General features: G+C 67.2%; 19 protein-coding genes and 1 riboswitch. Of the genes, 7 read left to right on the forward strand and 12 right to left on the reverse strand.

The features are described from left to right. Positions 1–27: 27 nt before the first annotated feature. The 5 genes from ACFWHR_RS09035 to ACFWHR_RS09055 all read right to left on the reverse strand — a co-directional run bounded on the left by ACFWHR_RS09035 (position 28) and on the right by ACFWHR_RS09055 (position 7869). Positions 28–1458, reverse strand: coding sequence for an L-serine ammonia-lyase (locus ACFWHR_RS09035; protein ID WP_382447971.1), 1431 nt, complete (start codon positions 1456–1458; stop codon positions 28–30). Positions 1459–1475: 17 nt separating this feature from the next. After that, positions 1476–1862 (reverse strand): glycine cleavage system protein GcvH, encoded by a 387-nt coding sequence (gene gcvH, locus ACFWHR_RS09040; protein ID WP_382447972.1) that lies wholly within the window; start codon positions 1860–1862, stop codon positions 1476–1478. A gap of 92 nt (positions 1863–1954) precedes the next feature. Next, positions 1955–3067 carry a glycine cleavage system aminomethyltransferase GcvT gene (gcvT, locus tag ACFWHR_RS09045; RefSeq protein ID WP_382447973.1) on the reverse strand — a complete coding sequence of 371 codons (1113 nt, stop codon included), beginning with the start codon at positions 3065–3067 and terminating at the stop codon, positions 1955–1957. A gap of 19 nt (positions 3068–3086) precedes the next feature. Then, positions 3087–5936, reverse strand: a complete 2850-nt coding sequence (gene gcvP, locus ACFWHR_RS09050) for an aminomethyl-transferring glycine dehydrogenase (RefSeq protein ID WP_382447974.1) — start codon at positions 5934–5936, stop codon at positions 3087–3089. A gap of 149 nt (positions 5937–6085) precedes the next feature. Further along, positions 6086–6187, reverse strand: a riboswitch (glycine riboswitch). Positions 6188–6309: 122 nt separating this feature from the next. Further along, positions 6310–7869 carry an amino acid permease gene (locus ACFWHR_RS09055; protein ID WP_382447975.1) on the reverse strand — a complete coding sequence of 520 codons (1560 nt, stop codon included), beginning with the start codon at positions 7867–7869 and terminating at the stop codon, positions 6310–6312. 288 nt (positions 7870–8157) lie between these two features. Here ACFWHR_RS09055 and ACFWHR_RS09060 point away from each other — a divergent pair, with 288 nt between their 5' ends. Genes ACFWHR_RS09060 through ACFWHR_RS09080 form a run of 5 tightly spaced genes read left to right on the forward strand, consistent with a single transcriptional unit; the run spans position 8158 to position 13287 of the window. Further along, positions 8158–9528 (forward strand): glutamine synthetase family protein, encoded by a 1371-nt coding sequence (locus ACFWHR_RS09060; RefSeq protein ID WP_382447976.1) that lies wholly within the window; start codon positions 8158–8160, stop codon positions 9526–9528. Next, a complete protein-coding gene (locus ACFWHR_RS09065; RefSeq protein ID WP_382447977.1) occupies positions 9509–10360 on the forward strand; it encodes a gamma-glutamyl-gamma-aminobutyrate hydrolase family protein in 852 nt (283 codons plus the stop codon). The genes ACFWHR_RS09060 and ACFWHR_RS09065 overlap by 20 nt, the downstream gene beginning before the upstream one ends. Further along, positions 10357–11712 carry an aldehyde dehydrogenase family protein gene (locus ACFWHR_RS09070; protein ID WP_382447978.1) on the forward strand — a complete coding sequence of 452 codons (1356 nt, stop codon included), beginning with the start codon at positions 10357–10359 and terminating at the stop codon, positions 11710–11712. The genes ACFWHR_RS09065 and ACFWHR_RS09070 overlap by 4 nt, the downstream gene beginning before the upstream one ends. A 40-nt stretch (positions 11713–11752) precedes the next feature. Next, positions 11753–12544, forward strand: coding sequence for a 3-oxoacyl-ACP reductase (locus tag ACFWHR_RS09075; protein ID WP_382447979.1), 792 nt, complete (start codon positions 11753–11755; stop codon positions 12542–12544). Positions 12545–12555: 11 nt separating this feature from the next. Then, complete coding sequence (locus ACFWHR_RS09080; RefSeq protein ID WP_382447980.1) at positions 12556–13287, forward strand: FadR/GntR family transcriptional regulator; 732 nt, start codon at positions 12556–12558, stop codon at positions 13285–13287. A gap of 23 nt (positions 13288–13310) precedes the next feature. Here the strand turns inward: ACFWHR_RS09080 and ACFWHR_RS09085 are convergent, their stop codons facing one another. Genes ACFWHR_RS09085 through ACFWHR_RS09095 form a run of 3 tightly spaced genes read right to left on the reverse strand, consistent with a single transcriptional unit; the run spans position 13311 to position 15692 of the window. Further along, complete coding sequence (locus ACFWHR_RS09085; RefSeq protein ID WP_382447981.1) at positions 13311–13898, reverse strand: VanZ family protein; 588 nt, start codon at positions 13896–13898, stop codon at positions 13311–13313. Then, positions 13895–15013: a sensor histidine kinase gene (locus ACFWHR_RS09090; RefSeq protein ID WP_382447982.1), complete on the reverse strand. Its 1119-nt coding sequence runs from the start codon at positions 15011–15013 to the stop codon at positions 13895–13897. The genes ACFWHR_RS09085 and ACFWHR_RS09090 overlap by 4 nt, the downstream gene beginning before the upstream one ends. Continuing rightward, positions 14997–15692, reverse strand: coding sequence for a response regulator transcription factor (locus ACFWHR_RS09095; RefSeq protein ID WP_382447983.1), 696 nt, complete (start codon positions 15690–15692; stop codon positions 14997–14999). The genes ACFWHR_RS09090 and ACFWHR_RS09095 overlap by 17 nt, the downstream gene beginning before the upstream one ends. An 86-nt stretch (positions 15693–15778) precedes the next feature. Between ACFWHR_RS09095 and ACFWHR_RS09100 the strand changes: the two genes are divergently transcribed. Continuing rightward, complete coding sequence (locus tag ACFWHR_RS09100) at positions 15779–16444, forward strand: M15 family metallopeptidase (protein WP_382447984.1); 666 nt, start codon at positions 15779–15781, stop codon at positions 16442–16444. A gap of 37 nt (positions 16445–16481) precedes the next feature. Here the strand turns inward: ACFWHR_RS09100 and ACFWHR_RS09105 are convergent, their stop codons facing one another. Next, on the reverse strand, positions 16482–17453 hold the full coding sequence (locus ACFWHR_RS09105) for an NAD(P)H-dependent flavin oxidoreductase (RefSeq protein WP_382447985.1): 972 nt from the start codon (positions 17451–17453) through the stop codon (positions 16482–16484). 34 nt (positions 17454–17487) lie between these two features. Then, a complete protein-coding gene (trmB, locus tag ACFWHR_RS09110) occupies positions 17488–18240 on the reverse strand; it encodes a tRNA (guanosine(46)-N7)-methyltransferase TrmB (RefSeq protein ID WP_382447986.1) in 753 nt (250 codons plus the stop codon). A 100-nt stretch (positions 18241–18340) separates the two neighbouring features. On the opposite strand from trmB, the gene aroQ reads away from it, so the two are divergent. After that, entirely contained in the window at positions 18341–18781 is a 441-nt protein-coding gene (gene aroQ, locus ACFWHR_RS09115) for a type II 3-dehydroquinate dehydratase (protein ID WP_382447987.1), read from the forward strand. 119 nt (positions 18782–18900) lie between these two features. Here aroQ and ACFWHR_RS09120 read toward each other — a convergent pair whose 3' ends face one another. After that, positions 18901–19791, reverse strand: coding sequence for a type II CAAX prenyl endopeptidase Rce1 family protein (locus ACFWHR_RS09120; protein WP_382447988.1), 891 nt, complete (start codon positions 19789–19791; stop codon positions 18901–18903). After that, positions 19791–20177 (reverse strand): hypothetical protein, encoded by a 387-nt coding sequence (locus ACFWHR_RS09125; protein WP_382447989.1) that lies wholly within the window; start codon positions 20175–20177, stop codon positions 19791–19793. Before ACFWHR_RS09125 ends, ACFWHR_RS09120 begins: the two co-directional genes overlap by 1 nt. Between the last annotated feature and the right edge of the window lie 19 nt (positions 20178–20196).

Below are 20196 nucleotides of genomic sequence, written 5' to 3' on the forward strand. Positions count from 1 at the left end.
TCACTGATTGCTCACGACACTGCGGTGTCAGCACTCGATGACGTTCACTGCGAGGCCGCCGAGCGCGGTCTCCTTGTATTTGTGGCTCATGTCGCGCCCGGTTTCTCGCATCGTCGCGATGACCTGATCGAGACTCACTCGATGATCGCCGTCGCCCATGAGCGCCATCTTGGCGGCGTTCACGGCCTTCGACGCGGCGATCGCGTTCCGTTCGATGCACGGAATCTGTACGAGCCCGCCGATTGGGTCGCACGTCAGGCCGAGGTTGTGCTCCATCGCAATCTCCGCCGCGTTTTCGACCTGCTCCGGTGTGCCGCCGAGTACCTGTGCGAGCCCCGCGGCGGCCATCGACGATGCTGATCCGACCTCGCCCTGGCAGCCGACCTCAGCACCCGAGATCGACGCCTGTTCCTTGTACAGCACGCCCACGGCGCCGGCCGCGAGGAGAAAATCTGCGACGGCGCGCTGCTTCTCGTCGTCGCTCCAGTCGGTGGCTCCCGGGGTGTAGTGCGTCGCGTAGAAGAGCACCGCTGGAATGATGCCCGCGGCTCCGTTTGTCGGCGCCGTCACGACGCGGCCGCCAGTCGCGTTCTCTTCATTGACGGCGAGCGCCACGAGGTTGATCCACTCCTGCCAGTAGACCGGGTCACGGTGCGGGTCGCGCTCCGTGAGCCTGCGATGCCACTCAGGCGCGCGCCTGCGCACTTCCAGACCGCCAGGCAGCACACCCGTGCGACCGAGGGCGGAGTTCTTGCAGGCCTCCATGACGTCCCAGATGTGCGCGAGTCCGTCGCGAATCTCGGTCTCGGAGCGCTGCACGCACTCGTTTGCGAGCATCACCTCGGCGATCGTAAGCTCCGCGGCATTCGCGTGTCGCAGCAGTTCGACGGCGGTCGTGAACGGATACGGCTGCACGGCGGCCCGCGAATCAAGCGCGTCGCGCAGCACGTCTTCCGCGCCCTCGCGCACGATGAAGCCGCCGCCGACCGAGAAGTAGGTCTCGTCGGCAATGACCTCGCCCGCGGCGTCGACCGCGGCGAAGCGCATGCCGTTGGTGTGACGCGGCAGCAGCGTGAGCGGGTGCAGCACGATGTCGCTGACACCGAAGCGCAGGGGCGCGACGGGCGGTGTTTGCGCGTCACGCATTTGTTCGTCCAGTTGCTCGCCCAGTCGCAGCTCGCCGGTGCGCTCGAGTCGTTCGAGGGCCTCTTCGACCTGCTCAGGCATTATCGTCTCGGGGTCAAAGCCCTCAAGGCCGAGCAGCACGGCCGGGAACGTACCGTGACCGTGACCGGTCGCGGCGAGCGACCCGTACAGGTCGACTCTGAGTTCAGTCACCCGGTCAGCGCCGCCGAAAACGACCTCGACAAACGCCTTCGCGGCGCGCATCGGGCCCACCGTGTGTGAGCTGGAGGGCCCGATGCCGACCGTAAAGAGGTCGAAGACGCTGACGGTCATGGTGTGATCGCGGGGCTCTACGCGGCCGAGATGTCCGCGCCGTTGTCGGCCGCGTACTGCTCTGCGTCGAGCAGCGGGCCCTCTTCGGTCACGGCAACCTTGAACAGCCACGCGGCACCGTAGGGGTCCGAGTTCAGCAGCGCGGGGTCGTCGACGACCGCGCTGTTCACCTCGACGACCTCGCCGGCGACCGGCGAGAACAGCTCTGAGACGGACTTGGTCGACTCAACCTCGCCGACGACGGCGCCGACGGCGATCGTTGCGCCGACCTCGGGCAGATCGACGTAGACGATTTCGCCGAGGGCGTCGGCGGCAACCTCGCTGATGCCGACGGTGGCCGGGCTGTCGCCCGTGATCCACTCGTGTTCTGCGGAGTAGCGGAGGCCGGGCTTGACGTTGCTCATGATGGTGGGTTCCTTAGCTGGTGGGTCGTGTTCGGGTGCGATTGGGGGTGCTATCGAGGTGCTGCTGAAAGTGCTGACGCTCCCGCTGAGGGTTACGCCTCGCGGCGGTAGAACGGCGGTTCGACGACGGTGAATGGCTCGGCCTTGCCGCGCAGGTCAACGTCGAGGCGCGCGCCCACCTCGGCGTGACTCGGAGCGACGTAGGCGAGCGCGATCGGGTAGCCGAGAGTCGGGCTCGGCTGGCCGCTCGTGATCTGGCCGACGGTCTCGCCGTTCGCCAGCACGGCGTAGCCGCCGCGCCCCGCGCGACGGCCGTCGCCGCGCAGCCCGACGAGCACGCGCTCGGCTGCGGCGTCGCGGCGCGCTTCGAGCGCCTCGCGACCGATGAATTGCTCGGTCTTCTTGAACGAGACAACCGGGCCGAGGCCCGCGTCAAACGGGGTGACGTCGCGGCTGAGTTCGTTGCCGTAGAGCGGCATGCCCGCTTCAAGTCGGAGCGAGTCGCGCGATGCGAGTCCCGCGGGAATCAGGCCGTGGGCCTCCCCCGCCTGCACGAGCGCGCGCCACAGTTCGGCTGCCTGTGAGTTCGGCACGTACAGCTCGAAACCGTCTTCACCCGTGTACCCGGTGCGCGCGAGCAGCACGGGAATACCGGCCACGGTCGCGAACTCCGCCGCGTAGTAGCGCATCTCGCTCACGAGCGCGCGCTGATCCTCTGGCACGAGCGCGTGCAGGATCGCCACGGCGTTCGGCCCCTGCACGGCAACCAGGCTGGTGTCGGCCGACTCGTCTGCGACGGTGACGTCGAATCCGGCGGCCCGCTCCGCGAAAGCGGCTGCGACGGTGTCGGCGTTTCCGGCGTTCGGCACGACGAGGTACTCGTCGTCTGCGAGTCGGTAGCTGATCAGATCGTCGATGATGCCACCGTCTTCAGCGCAGATCAGCGAGTACTTGGCGCGGCCCACGGCGATTGCGCCGAGGTTACCGACGAGCGCCGTGTTCAAGAAGGTCGCGGCGTCGGGGCCGGACACTCGAATCTCACCCATGTGGGAAAGGTCGAACAGGCCGGCCGCGCTGCGCACGGCGCGGTGTTCTGCAAGCTCGGAACCGTACTTCAGTGGCATGTCCCAGCCACCGAAATCGGTGAACGAGGCGCCGAGTGCCGCGTGTTCGGCGTGCAGGGCGGTGTGCTTCGGGGTGCTCATGGTCATCCTCAGTTCTCGCTCAGTTCTCGAACGCTTCGGGGGCGGGGCAGGCGCAGATCAGGTTGCGGTCACCGTACGCGCCGTCAATGCGACCCACCGGCGGGAAGTACTTGTCGGTGCGCAGAGCTGCAACGGGGTACGCGCCCTGCTCGCGGCTGTAGGCGCGATCCCACTCGCCGGAGATCAGGCTTTCGGCGGTGTGCGGGGCCAGGCGGATCGGCGACTCGGCGACTGCGATATCGCCCGCGATGACGGCGTCGATCTCAGCGCGGATCGCGATCATGGCCTCAATGAAACGGTCGATCTCACCGAGATCCTCCGATTCTGTTGGCTCGACCATCAGCGTGCCAGCGACCGGGAACGCGAGCGTCGGTGCGTGGAACCCGAAATCGATGAGGCGCTTCGCCACGTCTTCAGCGGTGACGCCCGACTTCGCCGTGAGTTCGCGCAGATCGAGAATGCACTCGTGGGCGACGAGCCCGGTCGATCCAGTGAAGAGCACGGGGAAGTACTCGGTCAGCCGGGCCGCAATGTAGTTCGCCCCGAGCAGCGCGGTCTGCGTTGCTCGCGTCAGCCCCTCGCCACCCATCATCGCGATGTAGGCGTACGAGATCGGCAGCACGCCGGCCGAGCCGAACAGCGTCGCGACGACCGGCACGCCGCCGCTCACCGAGTAGGTGCCGGTCGGATCGTTCGGCACGAATGGCAGCAGGTGCTCGGCCACGCCGATCGGGCCGACGCCCGGGCCGCCGCCGCCGTGGGGAATTGCAAACGTCTTGTGCAGGTTCAGGTGCGAGACGTCGCCGCCGAATCGGCCCGGCTGTGCGAGCCCGACGAGCGCGTTCATGTTGGCGCCGTCGATGTAGACCTGGCCGCCAGCCTCGTGCACCTGCTCGCAGACCTCGCGCACGTCGTCGTCGTACACGCCGTACGTCGACGGGTACGTGATCATGATCGCCGCGAGCTGGTCGCGGTGCGCCTCGATCTTCGCCGTCAGGTCGTCGAGGTCGATGTGGCCCGTCTCGGTGTTCTGCACCACGACGACGCGCATGCCAGCCAGCACGGCCGATGCCGCATTGGTGCCGTGCGCCGACGCCGGGATGAGGCAGACGGTGCGCTGCTCATCGCCGCGCGAGCGGTGGTAGCCGCGAATCGCGAGCAGCCCGGCGTATTCGCCCTGGGCGCCCGAGTTCGGCTGCAGTGACACACCGGCGTAACCGGTGATCTCTACGAGTCGTCCCTCAAGATCGGTGATGAGTTCGCGCCAGCCCTGCGTCTGGTCTTCAGGGGCATACGGATGAATGCCGGCAAACTCGGGCCACGAGATCGCCTCCATCTCGGCTGTCGAGTTTAGCTTCATCGTGCACGAGCCGAGCGGGATCATGGTGCGATCGAGCGCCAGGTCCCTGTCCGCGAGGCGGCGCAGGTACCGCAGCATCTGAGTTTCCGAGTGAATCGTGGTGAAAATCGGGTGTGTCAAGAAGTCGCTCGTGCGGGTGAGCGATGCGTCGAAGCCGAAGTCACCGGCCTCGCGGGCGGCGGCGAGCTCGGCTCCGAACACGTCGACGACGGCCGCGACGTGGGCGGCGGTCGTGGTCTCGTCGGTCGAGACGCTCACGGTGTCGGCGTCAACGCGGCGCAGGTTGATGCCGGCGTCGGCGGCGGCCGCGATTACGTCGTCGGCGCGACCCGGTACCGAGGCGCGCACGGTGTCAAAGAATGACGCCGACGCAAGCTCGACGCCGGCGGACGCGAGCGAGTCGGCGATCGTACGAGCGTGCGCGTGAGTGCGCGCCGCGATCGCGGTCAGGCCGCTGGCGCCGTGGTAGACGGCGTACATCGACGCGGTGATCGCGAGCAGCGCCTGCGCGGTGCAGATGTTGCTCGTCGCCTTCTCGCGGCGAATGTGCTGCTCGCGCGTCTGGAGCGCGAGGCGGTAGGCGGTACGGCCAGCGGAATCCTTCGAGACGCCCACGAGGCGGCCGGGCAGTGAGCGCTCAAGCCCGGTGCGCACGGCGAGGTAGGCGGCGTGCGGGCCGCCGAAGAAGAGCGGCACACCGAATCGCTGCGTGTTGCCCACCGCAACGTCGGCGCCCTGCTCCCCCGGCGGCACGATCAGCGTCAGCGCGAGCAGGTCAGCGATGACCGTGACCATCGCGCCGCGCTCCTTCGCCTCGGCGATGACGCCAGCGTGATCGACCACCGCACCGTTGTCACCCGGCTGCTGCAGCACGACGCCGAAGATCTCACCCTCTGGCAGACCCTGTGACAGATCAGCGACCTCGATCTCGAAGTCGAGTGCTTCCGCACGGCCGCGAATCACGGCGATTGTCTGCGGGAAGAGATTGGCGTCAACCACGGCGCGCGCCGTCGCCGGCGCCCGGCCCGCGCGGCGCATCAGCAGCACGGCTTCGGCGGCGGCGGAAGACTCGTCGAGCATTGACGCGTTCGCGATGTCGAGGCCCGTGAGGTCCGCCACCATCGTCTGGAAATTCAGCAGTGCCTCGAGACGACCCTGCGAGATCTCGGGCTGGTACGGGGTGTAGGCGGTGTACCAGGCTGGGCTTTCGAGCACGTTGCGGCGAATGACCGGCGGTGTGTGCGTGTCAGAGAACCCCTGGCCGATCATTTGCGCCTTCACGACGTTCTTTGCGGCGAGCGCGCGCAGATCGGCGAGAATCTCTTCTTCGCTGCGGCCTGCGGGGAGGTCGAGCGGCTCGGTCTTGCGAATCGCGGCGGGCACCGCCGCGTCGACGAGGGCATCGAGCGAGTCGTAGCCGAGCTCGGCGAGCATCGCCGAGACGTGCGCCGGGTCAGTGACGCCGATGTGGCGATCGGGGAAGGTGCGGGGAGCGGGGATGGCAGTCACAGGGATCTCCGTCGGCTGTCGCGCGGGCGCGCGGGTGGGCTGGGATCCTCCCCGCTCTGTACGGAACCTGAGAGATTCGGTCGCCGCCTGAGCGGGTTCCTTGCACCGTCGGTGAGCGGCCGCACGCGTCCGCTGCTTTCCAGAGTTGCCGCGCTGCAGCGGTACGGGGGCCTGAGAGATTCCCGGGGAGGGATTGCTCCTACGGCGCCAGGGCTCCGTTGCCGGATCCTGAACTCTCCCGCCACAGCTTGATGGCCGATATTCAGAAGTCACGCTCACTCTAGCAGCCCGCCACACGGGGTGGGGTGGCTGAATGAGCGGCGACGGACGGGCGGACGGCGGCGAAGCGCACGCCGCCGCCCGCCCGCGTCAGCTATCGAACGGTTTCTTCTTCGTCGCGGCCGTCGAGCGCCAGCAGCTCCTCTTCGACCTGCCCGCCGTAGCCCTCGTTCTGCGGGTCGCCGTGCAGCCCGCCTGAGACGGCGTACTCCTCTTCCGGCGAGAGCACGAGGCGGTGGCGGGTGTACACGTAGAAGATGATGAGGCCGATGACGTAGACGACGACGATCGCGACGATCGCGGGCCGGAACGTCTCGTTGAGCAGGAACCCGACGAAGATCAGTGCCGAGATGATCGCGGCGGCCACCGCCCCGAAGACTCCCCACGGGCTCACATAGGGGCGCTTCGCGTTCGGGAACTTACGGCGCAGAATCACGAACGACAACATCTGCATGAAGTAGGCGAGCACGGCGCCCCAGACGGCGATGTTCAGCACGATCGCGCCGCCAACACCCGTGTCGCCGCCGGTGAGTTCAACGACGACGAGCGCCACGAGGCCGATCAGCGCACCGGCGATCAGGGCGACCCAAGGCGTCTGCCGCTTCCCGGTGAGCGACAGGAACTTCGGATAGTACCCGGCTCGCGACAGCGAATACATGTTGCGCCCGTAGGCGAACATGATGCCCTGCAGCGACGCGAGCAGGCCGAACAGCGCGAAGAGTGCGAGGAGACCCGCGACCCACGCGAGGCCGTCGCCGAGAATTGCGCGGAATCCATCGAGCAGGGGCTCGCCGGCGGTTCCGGTCGCCTCGGCGCCAATGACTCCGGTGTTCAACACGAGCACGAGCAGGCCGGTGACGATCAGCGTGCCACGCGCCCAGAGACCGGCGCGCGGGATATCGCGAACGGGATTGTGCGATTCCTCGGCCGCGAGCGGCAGCTCTTCGATGCCCAGGAAGAGCCACATGGCGAACGGCATGGCGAAGAGAATCGGAAGCACGCCGTGCGGCAAGAAGAGGCTCTGACCCGGATCGGGCTCGATGTTGAAGAGGCTGCCCCAGTCCATGGTGCCGCTGCCGAGCGCCATCACAGCGAAGAGCACGAGCACGCCGATCGAGATGAACGAGACGATGATGGCGAACTTCAGCGAGATCGCGGCCCCGGCGGTATTCAGGCCGACGAAGGCGGCATAGAGAATGATCCACCACAGCCAGTTCGGCAGGCTGAAGCCCATCAGCCCCTCGGTCACTCCGTTTGCATACCCGGCCGAGAAGTAGACGATGACCGCCGTCGTCGCGACGTACTCGATCGTTTCGGCGAGGCCCGTCACGAACCCGCCCCACGGCCCCATTGCCGCGCGACCGAACGAGTAGGCGCCGCCGGTGTGCGGCATCGCGGCCGCCATTTCACCAATGGAGAACACGAGGCCGTAGTACATCACCACGAGAATCGCGAACGCGATCAGCATGCCGCCGAAACCGGCCGCTTCGATGCCGAAGTTCCAGCCGGAGAAATTGCCGGAGATGACGGCGCCGACCGCGAGGCCCCACAGGCCCCACACGCCGGCGGCGCGTTTCAATTGGCGTTTCTCGAAGTACCCCGACTCTGCGGTGGTGTACGTGGCGCCCGAAACTTTCAGGGTGTCCTTGGCCATGTCGACCTCTTTCACTTCAGTGTGATTGATACGAACTGCAGCGCGTCGATCCCCTGCGCTGGGAATCCGCTGAGCGGTGTGCCACTGCCGACTATAGCGATCTATTGGTCGTTTGCAACCACCTTTATCGAAATGTTTACACTCACCGCTTGCGTGCCAGGGCCCCGGATGTGATGTAATGGTCTTGAAACCGACCTTTCACTTCTCGCTCGCTCGGCACCCCCGCCTCGAGTACCGCGTAAGGCCGGGTCAGCAATCTCAACTCGATGACGAGCAGAAGGAGAGCACATGATTCCCGCGAGCGGAAATCTCACCCCCGACGAACTTCGCGAGGCGGTCGCCAGCGGCGAAATCGACACCGTCATCGTCGCGTTCACCGACATGCAAGGCCGTCTCGTCGGCAAGCGCATCTCGGCCAGACTCTTCCTCGAAGACTCGATGGAACACGGCGCGGAGTGCTGCAACTACCTGCTCGCGGTCGACGTCGAGCTGAACACGGTCGACGGCTACGCGCTCACCAGCTGGGAGAGCGGCTACGGCGACATGGCGATGATTCCGGATCTCGCCACCCTCCGTCGCACGCCCTGGCTGCCCGGCACCGCGCTCGTGATCGCGGATCTCACCCTCGCGAGCGACCACTCGCCCATCTCGGTATCGCCCCGCCAGATCTTGAAGCGACAGATCGAGCGTCTCGCCGAGCACGACCTCGTGCCGTTCGTCGGCACCGAACTCGAGTTTCTGGTCTTCGACGACGATTACCGCAGCGCGTGGCGCAACGGGTATCGCGACCTCACGCCCGCGAGCGACTACAACACCGACTACGCGCTGCAGGGCTCCACGCGGCTCGAACCGCTCCTGCGCGACATTCGCAACTCGATGGACGCCGCCGGCATGTACTGCGAGGGCGTGAAGGGCGAGTGCAACCTCGGCCAACAAGAGATCGCGTTCCGCTACACCCACGCGCTTCCCACGTGCGACAACCACTCGATCTACAAGAGCGGTTCGAAAGAGATCGCCGAGAGCCACGGCAAGAGCATCACCTTCATGGCGAAGTTCAACGAGCGCGAGGGCAACAGCTGCCACGTGCACGCGAGCCTGCGCAATGCAGCGGGTGACCCGGTCTTCGCGGACGCCTCAGCTCCCGACGGGATGTCGAAGACGTTCCGCCACTTCATCGCCGGCCAGCTGGCAGCGATGCGGGAGTTCACTCTGCTCTACGCCCCCAATATCAACTCGTACAAGCGCTTCGTCGACGGCAGTTTCGCACCGACCGCCGTCGCCTGGGGCCACGACAACCGCACCTGCGCGCTGCGCGTCGTGGGTCGTGGCCAGGGCATGCGCGTCGAAAACCGCGTGCCGGGCGGCGACGTCAACCAGTACCTCGCCGTCGCCGGCATGCTCGCCTCCGGCCTCGCCGGTATCGAACAAGAGCTTGAGCTCGGCGAACCCCTCGCCGGCAACGCATACACGAGCGACGTGTCGCGCGTACCGACGACGCTGCGTGAGGCCGCCGACCTGTTTGAGCAGTCGGCACTCGCCCGCGAGGTGTTCGGCGACGAGGTCGTCGAACACTACACGCACGGTGCACGAGTCGAGGTCGCGGCGTACGACGCCGCCGTCACCGATTGGGAGCGGGTACGTGGCTTCGAACGACTCTGAGAACACGCCCCAGTCAGCGACCGCTGCGCCGCTGATCGGCGTTACGAGCTACCTCGAGCAGGCGCAGACGGGCGTGTGGGACGTGCAGGCGTCCTTCCTCCCCCGCGTCTACCTCGACGCCGTTACCGACGTCGGCGGCATCGCAATTGTGCTGCCCCCGCAGCCCGCGACACCCGAGATCGCGCGGAGCATCGTGGCGCGGCTCGACGGACTCATCCTCTCGGGCGGCGCAGACGTCGATCCGGCACGCTATGGCCAGCCAGCGCACGAGCGCACCGGGGCCCCGCGCACCGACCGCGACGCATTCGAGGCGGCACTCGTCGAGGCCGCGATCGAGGCGCAGCTGCCGCTCCTCGGCATCTGCCGCGGAGCCCAGGTCATCAATGTCGAACTCGGTGGCACGCTCATTCAGCACCTGCCCGATGTGGTCGGCGACGACCGGTATCAGGCGGGCAAGGGCGTTTTCAATGAGATCGACATTGAGGTCGATCCGGGATCGCGTATCGCCGACTTGCTCGGTGAAGACCGCATCGCCCGCGCCTCCCTCTACCATCACCAGGCAATCGAAGAGCTCGCGAACGGTGTCACTGCCACCAGCCGCACGGCCGACGGCGTGATCGAGTCGATCGAGCTCGACGCGCTACCGTTCGGCGTCGCGGTGCAGTGGCATCCTGAAGAGAACCGTGAGGATCGCCGGCTGTTCGCCGGCCTCGTCGCCGCGGCGCGCGACTACCGCGCACACCTCACCGGCTCGGCGAAACCCTTGACCCCTAATAACCTCACGACCCCAGAACATCCCGAGCACCCGACGCACCCGAAGGAGCAGCCGTGAGCTACACCGTCATCAACCCAGCGACCGGAGCGGCGGTCACCGAGGTCGCCCACCTCGACGTCGCCGAGACAGACCGCGCAATTGAGGCAGCAGCTCGCGCCCAGCGCGATTGGGCGAACGTGGTCCCCGCCGACCGGGCCCGCGTACTGCGCCGCTTCGCAGACGCCGTCGACGGCGACATCGAACACCTCGCGAGCCTCGAGACCACAAACTCGGGGCACCCCATCACCCAGTCTCGCTGGGAAGCCGGTCACGTTCGCGACGTGCTCGAGTACTACTCGGGCGCACCAGAACGACTGATCGGACAGCAGATCCCGGTCGCGGGCGGCATGAACGTCACGTTCCACGAACCGCTCGGCGTCGTCGGCGTCATCACCCCCTGGAACTTCCCCATGACCATTGCGTCGTGGGGCTTCGCGCCCGCGCTCGCCGCGGGTAACGCTGTCGTGTTGAAGCCGGCGGAGTGGACCCCGCTCACGAGCCTGCGGCTCGGCGAGCTGGCCCGTGAGGCTGGCCTCCCAGAGGGGCTGTTCCAGGTGCTCGCGGGGCGCGGCTCCGTTGTTGGTGAGCGCTTCGTCACGAACCCGACCGTGCGCAAGGTCGTGTTCACCGGCTCGACCGAGGTCGGCAAGCGCATCATGGCCGGGTCGGCCGAACAGGTGAAGCGCGTCACCCTCGAACTCGGCGGCAAGAGCGCGAACATCGTGTTCGCCGACGCCGACATCGAGCGCGCGGCGGCGACCGCACCCTATTCGGTGTTCGACAACGCGGGTCAGGATTGCTGTGCACGCAGCCGCCTCCTCGTGCAGCGCAGCGTCTATGACCGCTTCATGGAGCAGTTCGAGCAGGCGGTGCAGGGCGTGAAGGTCGGCGACCCGACAGACGAGGCCACCGAGGTCGGCCCGCTCGTGACGCAGGCGCACCGCGACAGTGTCGCGTCCTTCCTCACAGACGATGTGCCGGTCGCGTTCCGGGGATCCTGCCCCGATGGCCCAGGGTCATGGTTCGCCCCCACCGTCGTCACGCCCGAGCGCGGTTCGCGCATCGTCACCGAAGAGGTGTTCGGGCCGGTCGTCGCTGTGCTCCCCTTCGAAGACGAGGCCGACGCCGTGCAGCTCGCGAACGACACCGAATTCGGTCTGAGCGGTTCGATCTGGACCCGCGACCTCGGCCGTGGCATCCGCGTCGCACGCGGCGTCGAAGGCGGCAACCTCTCCGTGAATTCGCACTCGTCCGTGCGTTACTCCACGCCGTTCGGCGGGTTCAAGCAGTCGGGTCTCGGCCGCGAACTCGGCCCCGACGCCGCCGAGCACTTCACCGAAACAAAAAACGTCTTCTTCGCCAGCGAGTGATCGCGCCGTTCTCTCACCTCTCAGCAGCAAAGGACTCATCATGAGCGACATCACCCCCATTGATCTCACGCAGCGGCTCGCCGGCAAGGTCGCCGTCATTACCGGCGGCGCGAGCGGCATCGGTCTCGCGACCGCGAAGCGGATGCGCGCCGAGGGCGCGCAGATCGTCATCGGCGACATGAACCCCGAATCGGGCGAGGCCGCGGCGGCGTCCGTCGACGGCCTGTTCGTGCAGGTCAACGTGACCGACGAGGCACAGGTGAATAACCTGTTCGACACGGCGGCGCGCGAGTTCGGCTCGGTCGACATCGCCTTTAACAACGCTGGCATCTCCCCCGACGACGACGACTCGATCGAGATCACCGAGCTGCCCGCCTGGGAAAAGGTGCAGGATGTCAATCTGAAGAGCGTGTATCTCTGCTCGCGCGCCGCGCTGCGGCACATGACGAAGCAGGGATCCGGCTCGATCATCAATACGGCATCGTTCGTCGCGATCATGGGCTCTGCCACGTCGCAGATCTCGTACACCGCGTCGAAGGGCGGCGTGCTTGCCATGACCCGTGAGCTCGGCGTGCAGTTCGCCCGCCAGGGCATCCGGGTCAATGCACTCTGCCCGGGCCCGGTGAACACGCCGCTGCTGCAGGAGCTGTTCGCAAAAGATCCCGAGCGCGCGGCGCGGCGCCTCGTGCACGTGCCGGTCGGCCGCTTCGCGCGCCCCGAGGAACTCGCGGCATCGGTGGCGTTCCTTGCGAGCGACGACGCGTCGTTCATCACCGCTTCGACGTTCCTCGTCGACGGTGGGCTCACGAGCGCCTACACCACACCGCTCTAGGGAGGCGCGCCATGACCGGGTCGAGTGACGAAATCGAACTGCTCATTAGGGCCGTTCGACCGACGAACGCGTACGAAGAGACCATGCAGCGCCTGCTGCAGTCCATTCGACTCGGCATGATCGGCCCGGGTGAGAGACTCCCGGCCGAGCGCGATCTCGCGACCATGCTGAAGGTCAGTCGCGACACCGTGCGGGAGGCGATCGCGACCCTGGCAGATGCCGGGTACGTCGTCTCCCGCCGCGGCCGCTACGGCGGCACGTTTGTGGTCGACGCGATACCGCTCGACTCCGCGCTCGACGTGTCGGGCGCGCGACTCGGCGTCGCGGAGGTCGAAGACGTAACGACGCTGCGCCGCGTGCTCGAGGTCGGAGCAGCGAGAGAGGCGGCCGGGCGCGACCTCAGCGCCGACGAGCGCGCCGCACTGACGCACGTGCTCGAGGAGTGCTCCGGATCGGCGAGCCCCGATCACCGGCGACTCGATTCCCGCCTGCACCTGTTGATTGCCGAGCTGTCAGGCTCGACGAGCCTCGTGCCGCTCGTTGCGAACCTTCGCACCCGCGTGAACGCGCTGCTCGAAGAGATCCCGATGCTGAAGCCGAACCTCGCCCACTCGGACGCGCAGCACGAGGCAATCGTCGCCGCCATCTTGGCCGGCAGGCCAGAGTCGGCAGCGGAAGCCATGCTCGAACACATCGAGGGATCGGCCGCGCTGCTGCGAGGCTTCCTCTCGCGCCACGAATAAGACGACTGAGATTACTCCCCGCGTTATTTGTCGGGAACGACGTGCACGTCCTCCAGCACGGTGAACGGTGACGGCGGTTCGCCTGGACCCGTGTGATCCGGCTCGAACGCCGGGGTAAATGACACTCCGACTGCGAGGGCGGCGCAGGCGAGACCGATGGCGCACCAGCGCACGAGCACGGGGTCAGCGCGATCCCGAAACACGCGTCGCGCGAGCGCAACGGTCGCAATCCCGAGGGCACCGCCAGCGGTGTTCACGAGCAGATCGGTGACGTCGGAACTGCCAACGGCGAAGACGTACTGCGCGATCTCCATGCAGAGGCTCGCCGCGGCAATGATCGTGATCGACCTCAATACCCGCCCATGGCGCGCGAGCAACGCGAGAAACACGCCGAACGGCACGAACAACACGAGGTTCGCGAGCACCTCGACCGGCGCATTGCCGCCCAAGCCGCCCGCTGCGACGAACGGCACCAGCTTGATCTGCCGCATGGTGCCATCACCGAACTGCGGCACGTCGAGCTTCCACACGACCGCCCACACGAGCAACATCAGGTACCCCGAGAACAACGCGATCGTCACCCGTCGGCCGTGCTTCTGCGTGACACTCATCGGGCCTCCTGAAGCACAACCGTTGCGATCAGTCCGCCGTCTGAGCGCGGTCGGAGCTCCAACGAGCCGCCGTGCGCCCGCACGACGCTCTGCACGATCGCGAGCCCCAGACCGAACCCGCCGTGATCGCCTCGCACGCGTTCCACCCCTCGTTGAAACGGTTCCGTCAGCATCGCCAGCGTGTGCGCCGCAATGTGAGCGCCCGAGTTTTCGACGGACAGTTCAACCTGTGGTGGTGCTTCTCGGTCGCTGCGCACTCTCGCGGTCGTGACTCGCACGAATCCGGCCTCGGAGTTGTGATTGATCGCGTTGTGCATGAGGTTCATCGCGACCTGCAGCAGCAGGGCGGGCGACCCAGCGGCAATGGCCGCGTCTCCCGCGACCTCGAGTGAGAGTCCGCGCTGTTCGGCCAGTGGCAGCAGCGACTCGGCCGCTTCCTCCGCAATCAGCGAGAGGTCAACGCGCTCGGCCGTGAAGGCACGCTGCTCCGCCCGACTCAGCACCAGGAGCGCCTCGGTCAGGTCGATCGCACGAGTGTTCACGCCGCGCAGCCGCGCGAGCAGCGCGGCGCGATCCGAGGTTGGGTCGCCGTCCGCGACGTCGAGCAGTGTCTGCGTGATGGCGAGCGGCGTGCGCAACTCGTGGGAAGCGTTCGCGGCAAACCGCTGCTGCTCGGCGATCTGTGCTTCAAGCTGAGTCAGCATGGCGTCGAAGCTGTCGGCGAGCTCGCGAAATTCATCGCGCCGCCCCGCCAGCTCGATGCGGTGCCCGAGCGAGCCGGCGGCAGCGCGTCGCGTCGCACGAGTGATGTGCGTGAGGGGTGCGAGCATGCGCCCAGCGAGCAACCAGCCACCCAGCAAACTGATACCGAGGAGCGCCGCCAGTGCCCACGCCGCAGCAGGCAGGAACGCTCGTATCAGGTCGGTGCGCCCCGGAACGTAACCGCTCATCGTCGGCGTGGCCGCCGATGGCACGTACCGCAGCAGGAACACGTAGACGACGGCGAGCAGCAGTCCACCGGTGAGCATCAGTACGGCGACGTAGCTCAGCGTCAGCTTCCAGCGCGCGCTGAGGCCGGGGCGACGAGCCTGACTCAGTTCAGGTGTGCGCGGCATCTGGTACCTCACTCACGGAAGCGGCTTCAATGCGGTACCCGACGCCTGCCACCGTCGCGATGATGCCGGGTTCGCCGAGCCGCTTGCGCAGCGCCGACACCGTGATGCGCACGGCATTCGTGAACGGGTCGGCATTTTCGTCCCACGCCCGTTCGAGCAGGGTTTCGGCGCTCACGACGCCGCCCTCGGCGGCCACCAGTACCTCAAGCACAGCGAACTGCTTGCGCGTCAGTGCGACGTACTTTCCGTCGCGCGTCACCTCACGACGAAACGCGTCGATGCGCAGACCCGCAATTTCGCGCACCGGCGGCCGATGGTGTGCGCGCCTGCGGTCGAGTGCGCGCAGTCGCAGCACCAGTTCCCGAAGCTCGAACGGCTTCGTCAGATAGTCATCGGCGCCGAGTTCGAACCCTGAGGCTTTGTCATCGAGGCGATCCGCCGCGGTGAGCATCAGGATCGGCATCCCCGATCCCGACGCGACGATCTGTGCCGCGATCTCATCACCGGAGGGGCCGGGAACGTCGCGGTCGAGCACGGCGATGTCGTACTCGTTAATGCTCAGCAGTTCGAGCGCCGTGTCACCGTCGGGCGCGATATCGCCCGCGATCGCCTCGAGCCGCAGCCCGTCACGAATACCCTCAGCCATCAGGGGCTCGTCTTCCACGATCAATACACGCATGACCCCATGCTACGAGCGAGGGCCTATCGTCACCGTATCGAAAAATGCGTACGCTGTCGCAACAGTCCGATGGGTGGACTGACTGCATGACCGTATTTCATACCAACGAGCATCAGCCATCATCGAACCGCCCCCGCCTGCACCGTGGCACCGTGATCCTGGCACTCAGCGTCGCCGCGACCGTCATCGCGGTGTGCACGGCGGCGGTCGTGTCGCAGTCCGCGTGGACCTCGACACGACCGGACTCGAAAGCCACCGCCGCGTCAGCGACGTCCGCTTCCGCCCCGGCGTCCGACTCCCCCGCAGACAATGGCGAGTTACCCGAAGGGGCCTCGGTGCTCGACACGTCCCTTCCCGGCATCGCTCGTCTCGACCCCGCACTGCTCTCGGCGCTGCAATCGGCGGCGATCGACGCCGAAGCTGACGGCGTGACGTTCGTCGTCAATAGCGGCTGGCGCTCGGGCGAATACCAAACGGCCCTGCTCGACGAGGCCGTGTCGACGTACGGGTCAGCCGCCGAGGCTTCCCGGTGGGTGGCCTCGGCCGCAACATCCGAGCACGTAGCGGGGCGGGCCGTCGACGTCGGTGGGCTAGATGCCGTCGACTGGCTCACGCAGCGCGGCGCAGCCTACGGGCTCTGCCAGACCTACGCGAACGAGTCCTGGCACTTCGAGTTGCAGCCCGATGCGCCGGCCATCGGCTGCGCAGCGCAATACCCCGACCCCACCTACGATCCCCGGATGGCGGGCTGAGCTCAGCTCAACTCAGCTCAGCTCAGCTCAACTCAACTCAACTCAGCTCAGCCACGACATCGGCTGCGGGGCGCACTCGCGTAAGGTGCCCCACGCCCTCGCCAGCGTCGACCGGCACCACGGAATAGTCCCCCGCGACGGCCGCCGCCCGAAACTCGGCGCGCGCCACCTCATCGGCTGCGAGCTCGTCTTCGCGCCCGTGCCAGCGATCGATGAACGGGGTGCGCAGCAATCGCTCGGGAAACCGCGCGGGCCACGGCCGCTCCAGCGCGACATCGTAGGCGCGCGTCACGAGAGTCTGCTCGGCACCGCCCCGAATCAGCGCCGCCCTCGCCGCGTCGGAGGTCAGCGCTTCCTCGCACGCGGCGAACGCCGTACCCACCCAGGCCGCCGCTGCACCGGCGTCGAGCACTCGATCGACGTCTCGCGATGTACTGATTGCCCCGGCGGCGAGCACCGGAATATCAACGGCGGCAATGATCTCCGCGAGGAGCGAGTGACGCGGTTCGCGGTGGTCGCCGTGACCGCCGCCCTCGCTCCCCCGCGCGATGACAGCGTCGACTCCAGAGTCGGCCGCGCGCCGAGCCTCGTCGGCGGTCGCCGCCTGCGTCACCGCGAGGGCGCCAACGGCCTGTGCGCGTGCGATCCACGCGGTATCCGCCTGAGCACCGGCACGGTCGGCACTCCAGTCCCCGAAACTCACTGACACGAGTGACGGGCGGGCGGCGATGGCCCGTTCAAACAGCTCGGGATCCTGCGCGATGCCCCACGCCACCAGACCGATCCCGAAGGGCGCTCCGCCGTCACCAAAATCGTCTCCGAGCGCCGCGAGCTCACGTTCAAGCGCCGCGACCGACCCCGCGCTCCCCATGCCGATCATGCCGAGTGCGCCAGCTCGCGACACGGCGGAGGCGAGTCGCCCGCCCGCGACGCCGCCCATCGGCGCGCACACGATCGGGGTGGTCAGGCCCAGCGCGCGGGCCCAGTCGGTCAGTCTGCCGTCGGTCATGGCACACACGCTACCGCTGCGTGTGCAACTGTGGCTATGCCTGCGCGCGGCGGTACGTGAGGTCGCGGATGTGGCGATCCTTGTCGATGCCCTTTTCTTCGAACGCCGTGAGAATGCGGCCCTCGAAGCGGTCAGCCCACTCGCCCGTAAAATCGCGCTCGAAGCCCGCCTCAGCGTCGAACACCTCGCGCATCTGCTCGGCGTAATTCTCCCAGTCCGTGGCGAGGCGAAGCACGCCGCCGGGCTTCAGCGCCCGGTACGCGACCCGCGCGAAGTCGGCGCTGACGAGACGGCGCTTGTGATGGCGCACCTTCTTCCACGGGTCAGGGAAGAACACCCAGATCTCGTCGACCGACCCCGCGGGCAGGTATTTTTCGAGGAGTTCCGGCGCGTTCACCTCGGCGAGGCGCAGGTTCTCGACGCCAGAGACCGCGGCGCGAATGATCGTCCGCGCGAGCCCCGCGCGGAACACCTCGATCGCAAGAAAATTCGTATCTGGCCGGGTCTGCGATGCGTGCAGGATCGCGTGACCCTGCCCCGATCCGACCTCGACAACGAGTGGCGCCTCACGCCCGAAGATCTGCACCGGGTCCCCGGTTTCACCGTCGGCCACGCTGGTTGCGGCCGGGCCGTGCGCGATTTCGAGCACGTAGGTGTCGTGGTGATCGGCCCACGCGCGCTCCTGCGACGGCGTCATGCGCCCGCTGCGACGCACGAACGAGACCGGCTTCTCCCGGAATGTCGTTGGGTCGAAGCTCTTGTATGGGAGGGGCTGCTGCTCGGTCACCCCATAACGGTAGTCGCGGCTCGGCTCCCGTGCCACCTCCCGCGCCGCCGGTAGCATGGGATCAGTCGCGCCGCGCGGCTGCCGAGCGAAGGAGTGGACCATGACCAGACGAATCCTGCTGGTGAACGGGCCGAACTTGAACCTGCTCGGCACGCGCGAACCCGAGATCTACGGTAGCGACACGCTCGCCGATGTCGAGGCGCTCGTGTCGCGGGTCGCTGGCGAGTTCTCGCTCGAGGTGCGCGCGATGCAGAGCAACCACGAGGGCGAGATCATCGACGCCATTCACGCGGCCCGCGAGGACTGCGCCGCGATCATCATTAACCCGGGCGCGTTCACGCACACGTCTATCGCGATCCGGGATGCGATCACCGGCGTCGAGCTGCCCACCGCCGAGGTGCACATCTCAAACGTGCACGCGCGCGAGGAGTTTCGCCACCACTCGTACCTGTCGGGCATTGCCTCGTGCGTCATTGTCGGCTGCGGCGTGCAGGGCTACGACTTCGCGGTCCGCAGACTGGCGACGCTCCTCGCGGGCTAGCCCTTCCCTTCCCTTCCCTCCCCTGTTCTGTCGTCGCAAAGTGTTGCTTCACACGGCTGAACGGATCATTTGCGACGACAGAAGCGGGGGCGAGAGAGGGGAAGAGGGGAAGAGAAAGGTTAGCCCGCGGTCGGGAACCAGTCGAAGAGGGTGGGCTGGTGCGCGTGGACGAGCACCGCGAACACCACCGCGTCAAACAGCAGGTGCACGGTCACCACATACGAGAGCGACCGCGTGCGCAAGAAGATCATGCCCTGCACGAGCGCAAAGGGAATGGTGAGCAGCGGTCCCCACGCGCGGTAGCCGAGTTCCCACAGGAATGACACGAATACGACGGCCTGCAGCACATTCGCCAGCCACACCGGAAAATGCCGCAGCAACACGGCGAACACCGTGCAGATGAAGAACAGCTCGTCCCAGATCCCGACGGCGCCCACGCCGACGAATAGGCGCGCCACGAGTTCAGGAGTGTCGACCACCGGCCAGTTCGTGTAGACCCCCGAACTGATGAAATACCAGGGCAGGATCAGCCACGCCAATACGATCACGGCGACGAGCCAGGCCCAGTGATAGCGCCCCCAGCGTTCTCCGCGCGCGCTACCCGCACCCCGCCACGGGAACCCCGTCGCGCGATCCCGATAGACGAATCGTGACACGACATACGGCACCGCGACCGCTCCGCCGAGCGCGAGTGTGAACTTCACCATCGACAGATTGTCGAGGTGCGCGGCGAGCGGAATCAGCCTCACGATGCCGAGGCCGATCACGATCAGCGAGAGATCTCGCAGCAGCGACGGCGGCCGTGTAGCGCCCACTACGGGCGCGTGAGGGTTCTCGCGGGCCGACGCGACGGAGCCTCTCCCCGCGACGGCGGCGAGCGCGAGCCCCGCGATACCGAGCGCGATCCCGAGCCAGATGGCGTGCAGCACGAACCAGGCGGGCGCCATCGCGCACACGCACGCGGCGGCCGCGATCGACGTGGCGCGCTGCTTCGGCAGAACGCGCCCCATCAGCTGAAGGCGCTGCGGACCGCGCCGGGAGCGTCGGCGAACGGCACCAGGCGATCATCGATGGGGAACGGCACGCGGTAGCTCGAGACGGGCGCGCCGACGTCGCCGAAGTCGTCTTCTTTCACGCCGATGTCGGTCGTTGAGACCTCGACGATTCGCGCTCGCACCCAGCCGCCATCCTCGACGCGCAGGGCGTAGATGTCGGCGAGGTATCCGATCCCGATTTCTTCGAGGGTTTCCTCCGCTGGCAGCCAGTCGATCGGCGCTTCCGCGCGGGGTCGACCGAGCAGGTCGAACGGTACGAATCCGTCGCCAACGGGTTCGATCCAGCCGACGAGTTCGCCGTCTTCGCGGCGGTGCGGAATCCAGGTCTCGGGAAGTGACATGGTGCGAGCCTAGCAATCG

The organism is Leucobacter sp. NPDC058333 (assembly GCF_042726155.1).
Classification (GTDB): domain Bacteria; phylum Actinomycetota; class Actinomycetes; order Actinomycetales; family Microbacteriaceae; genus Leucobacter.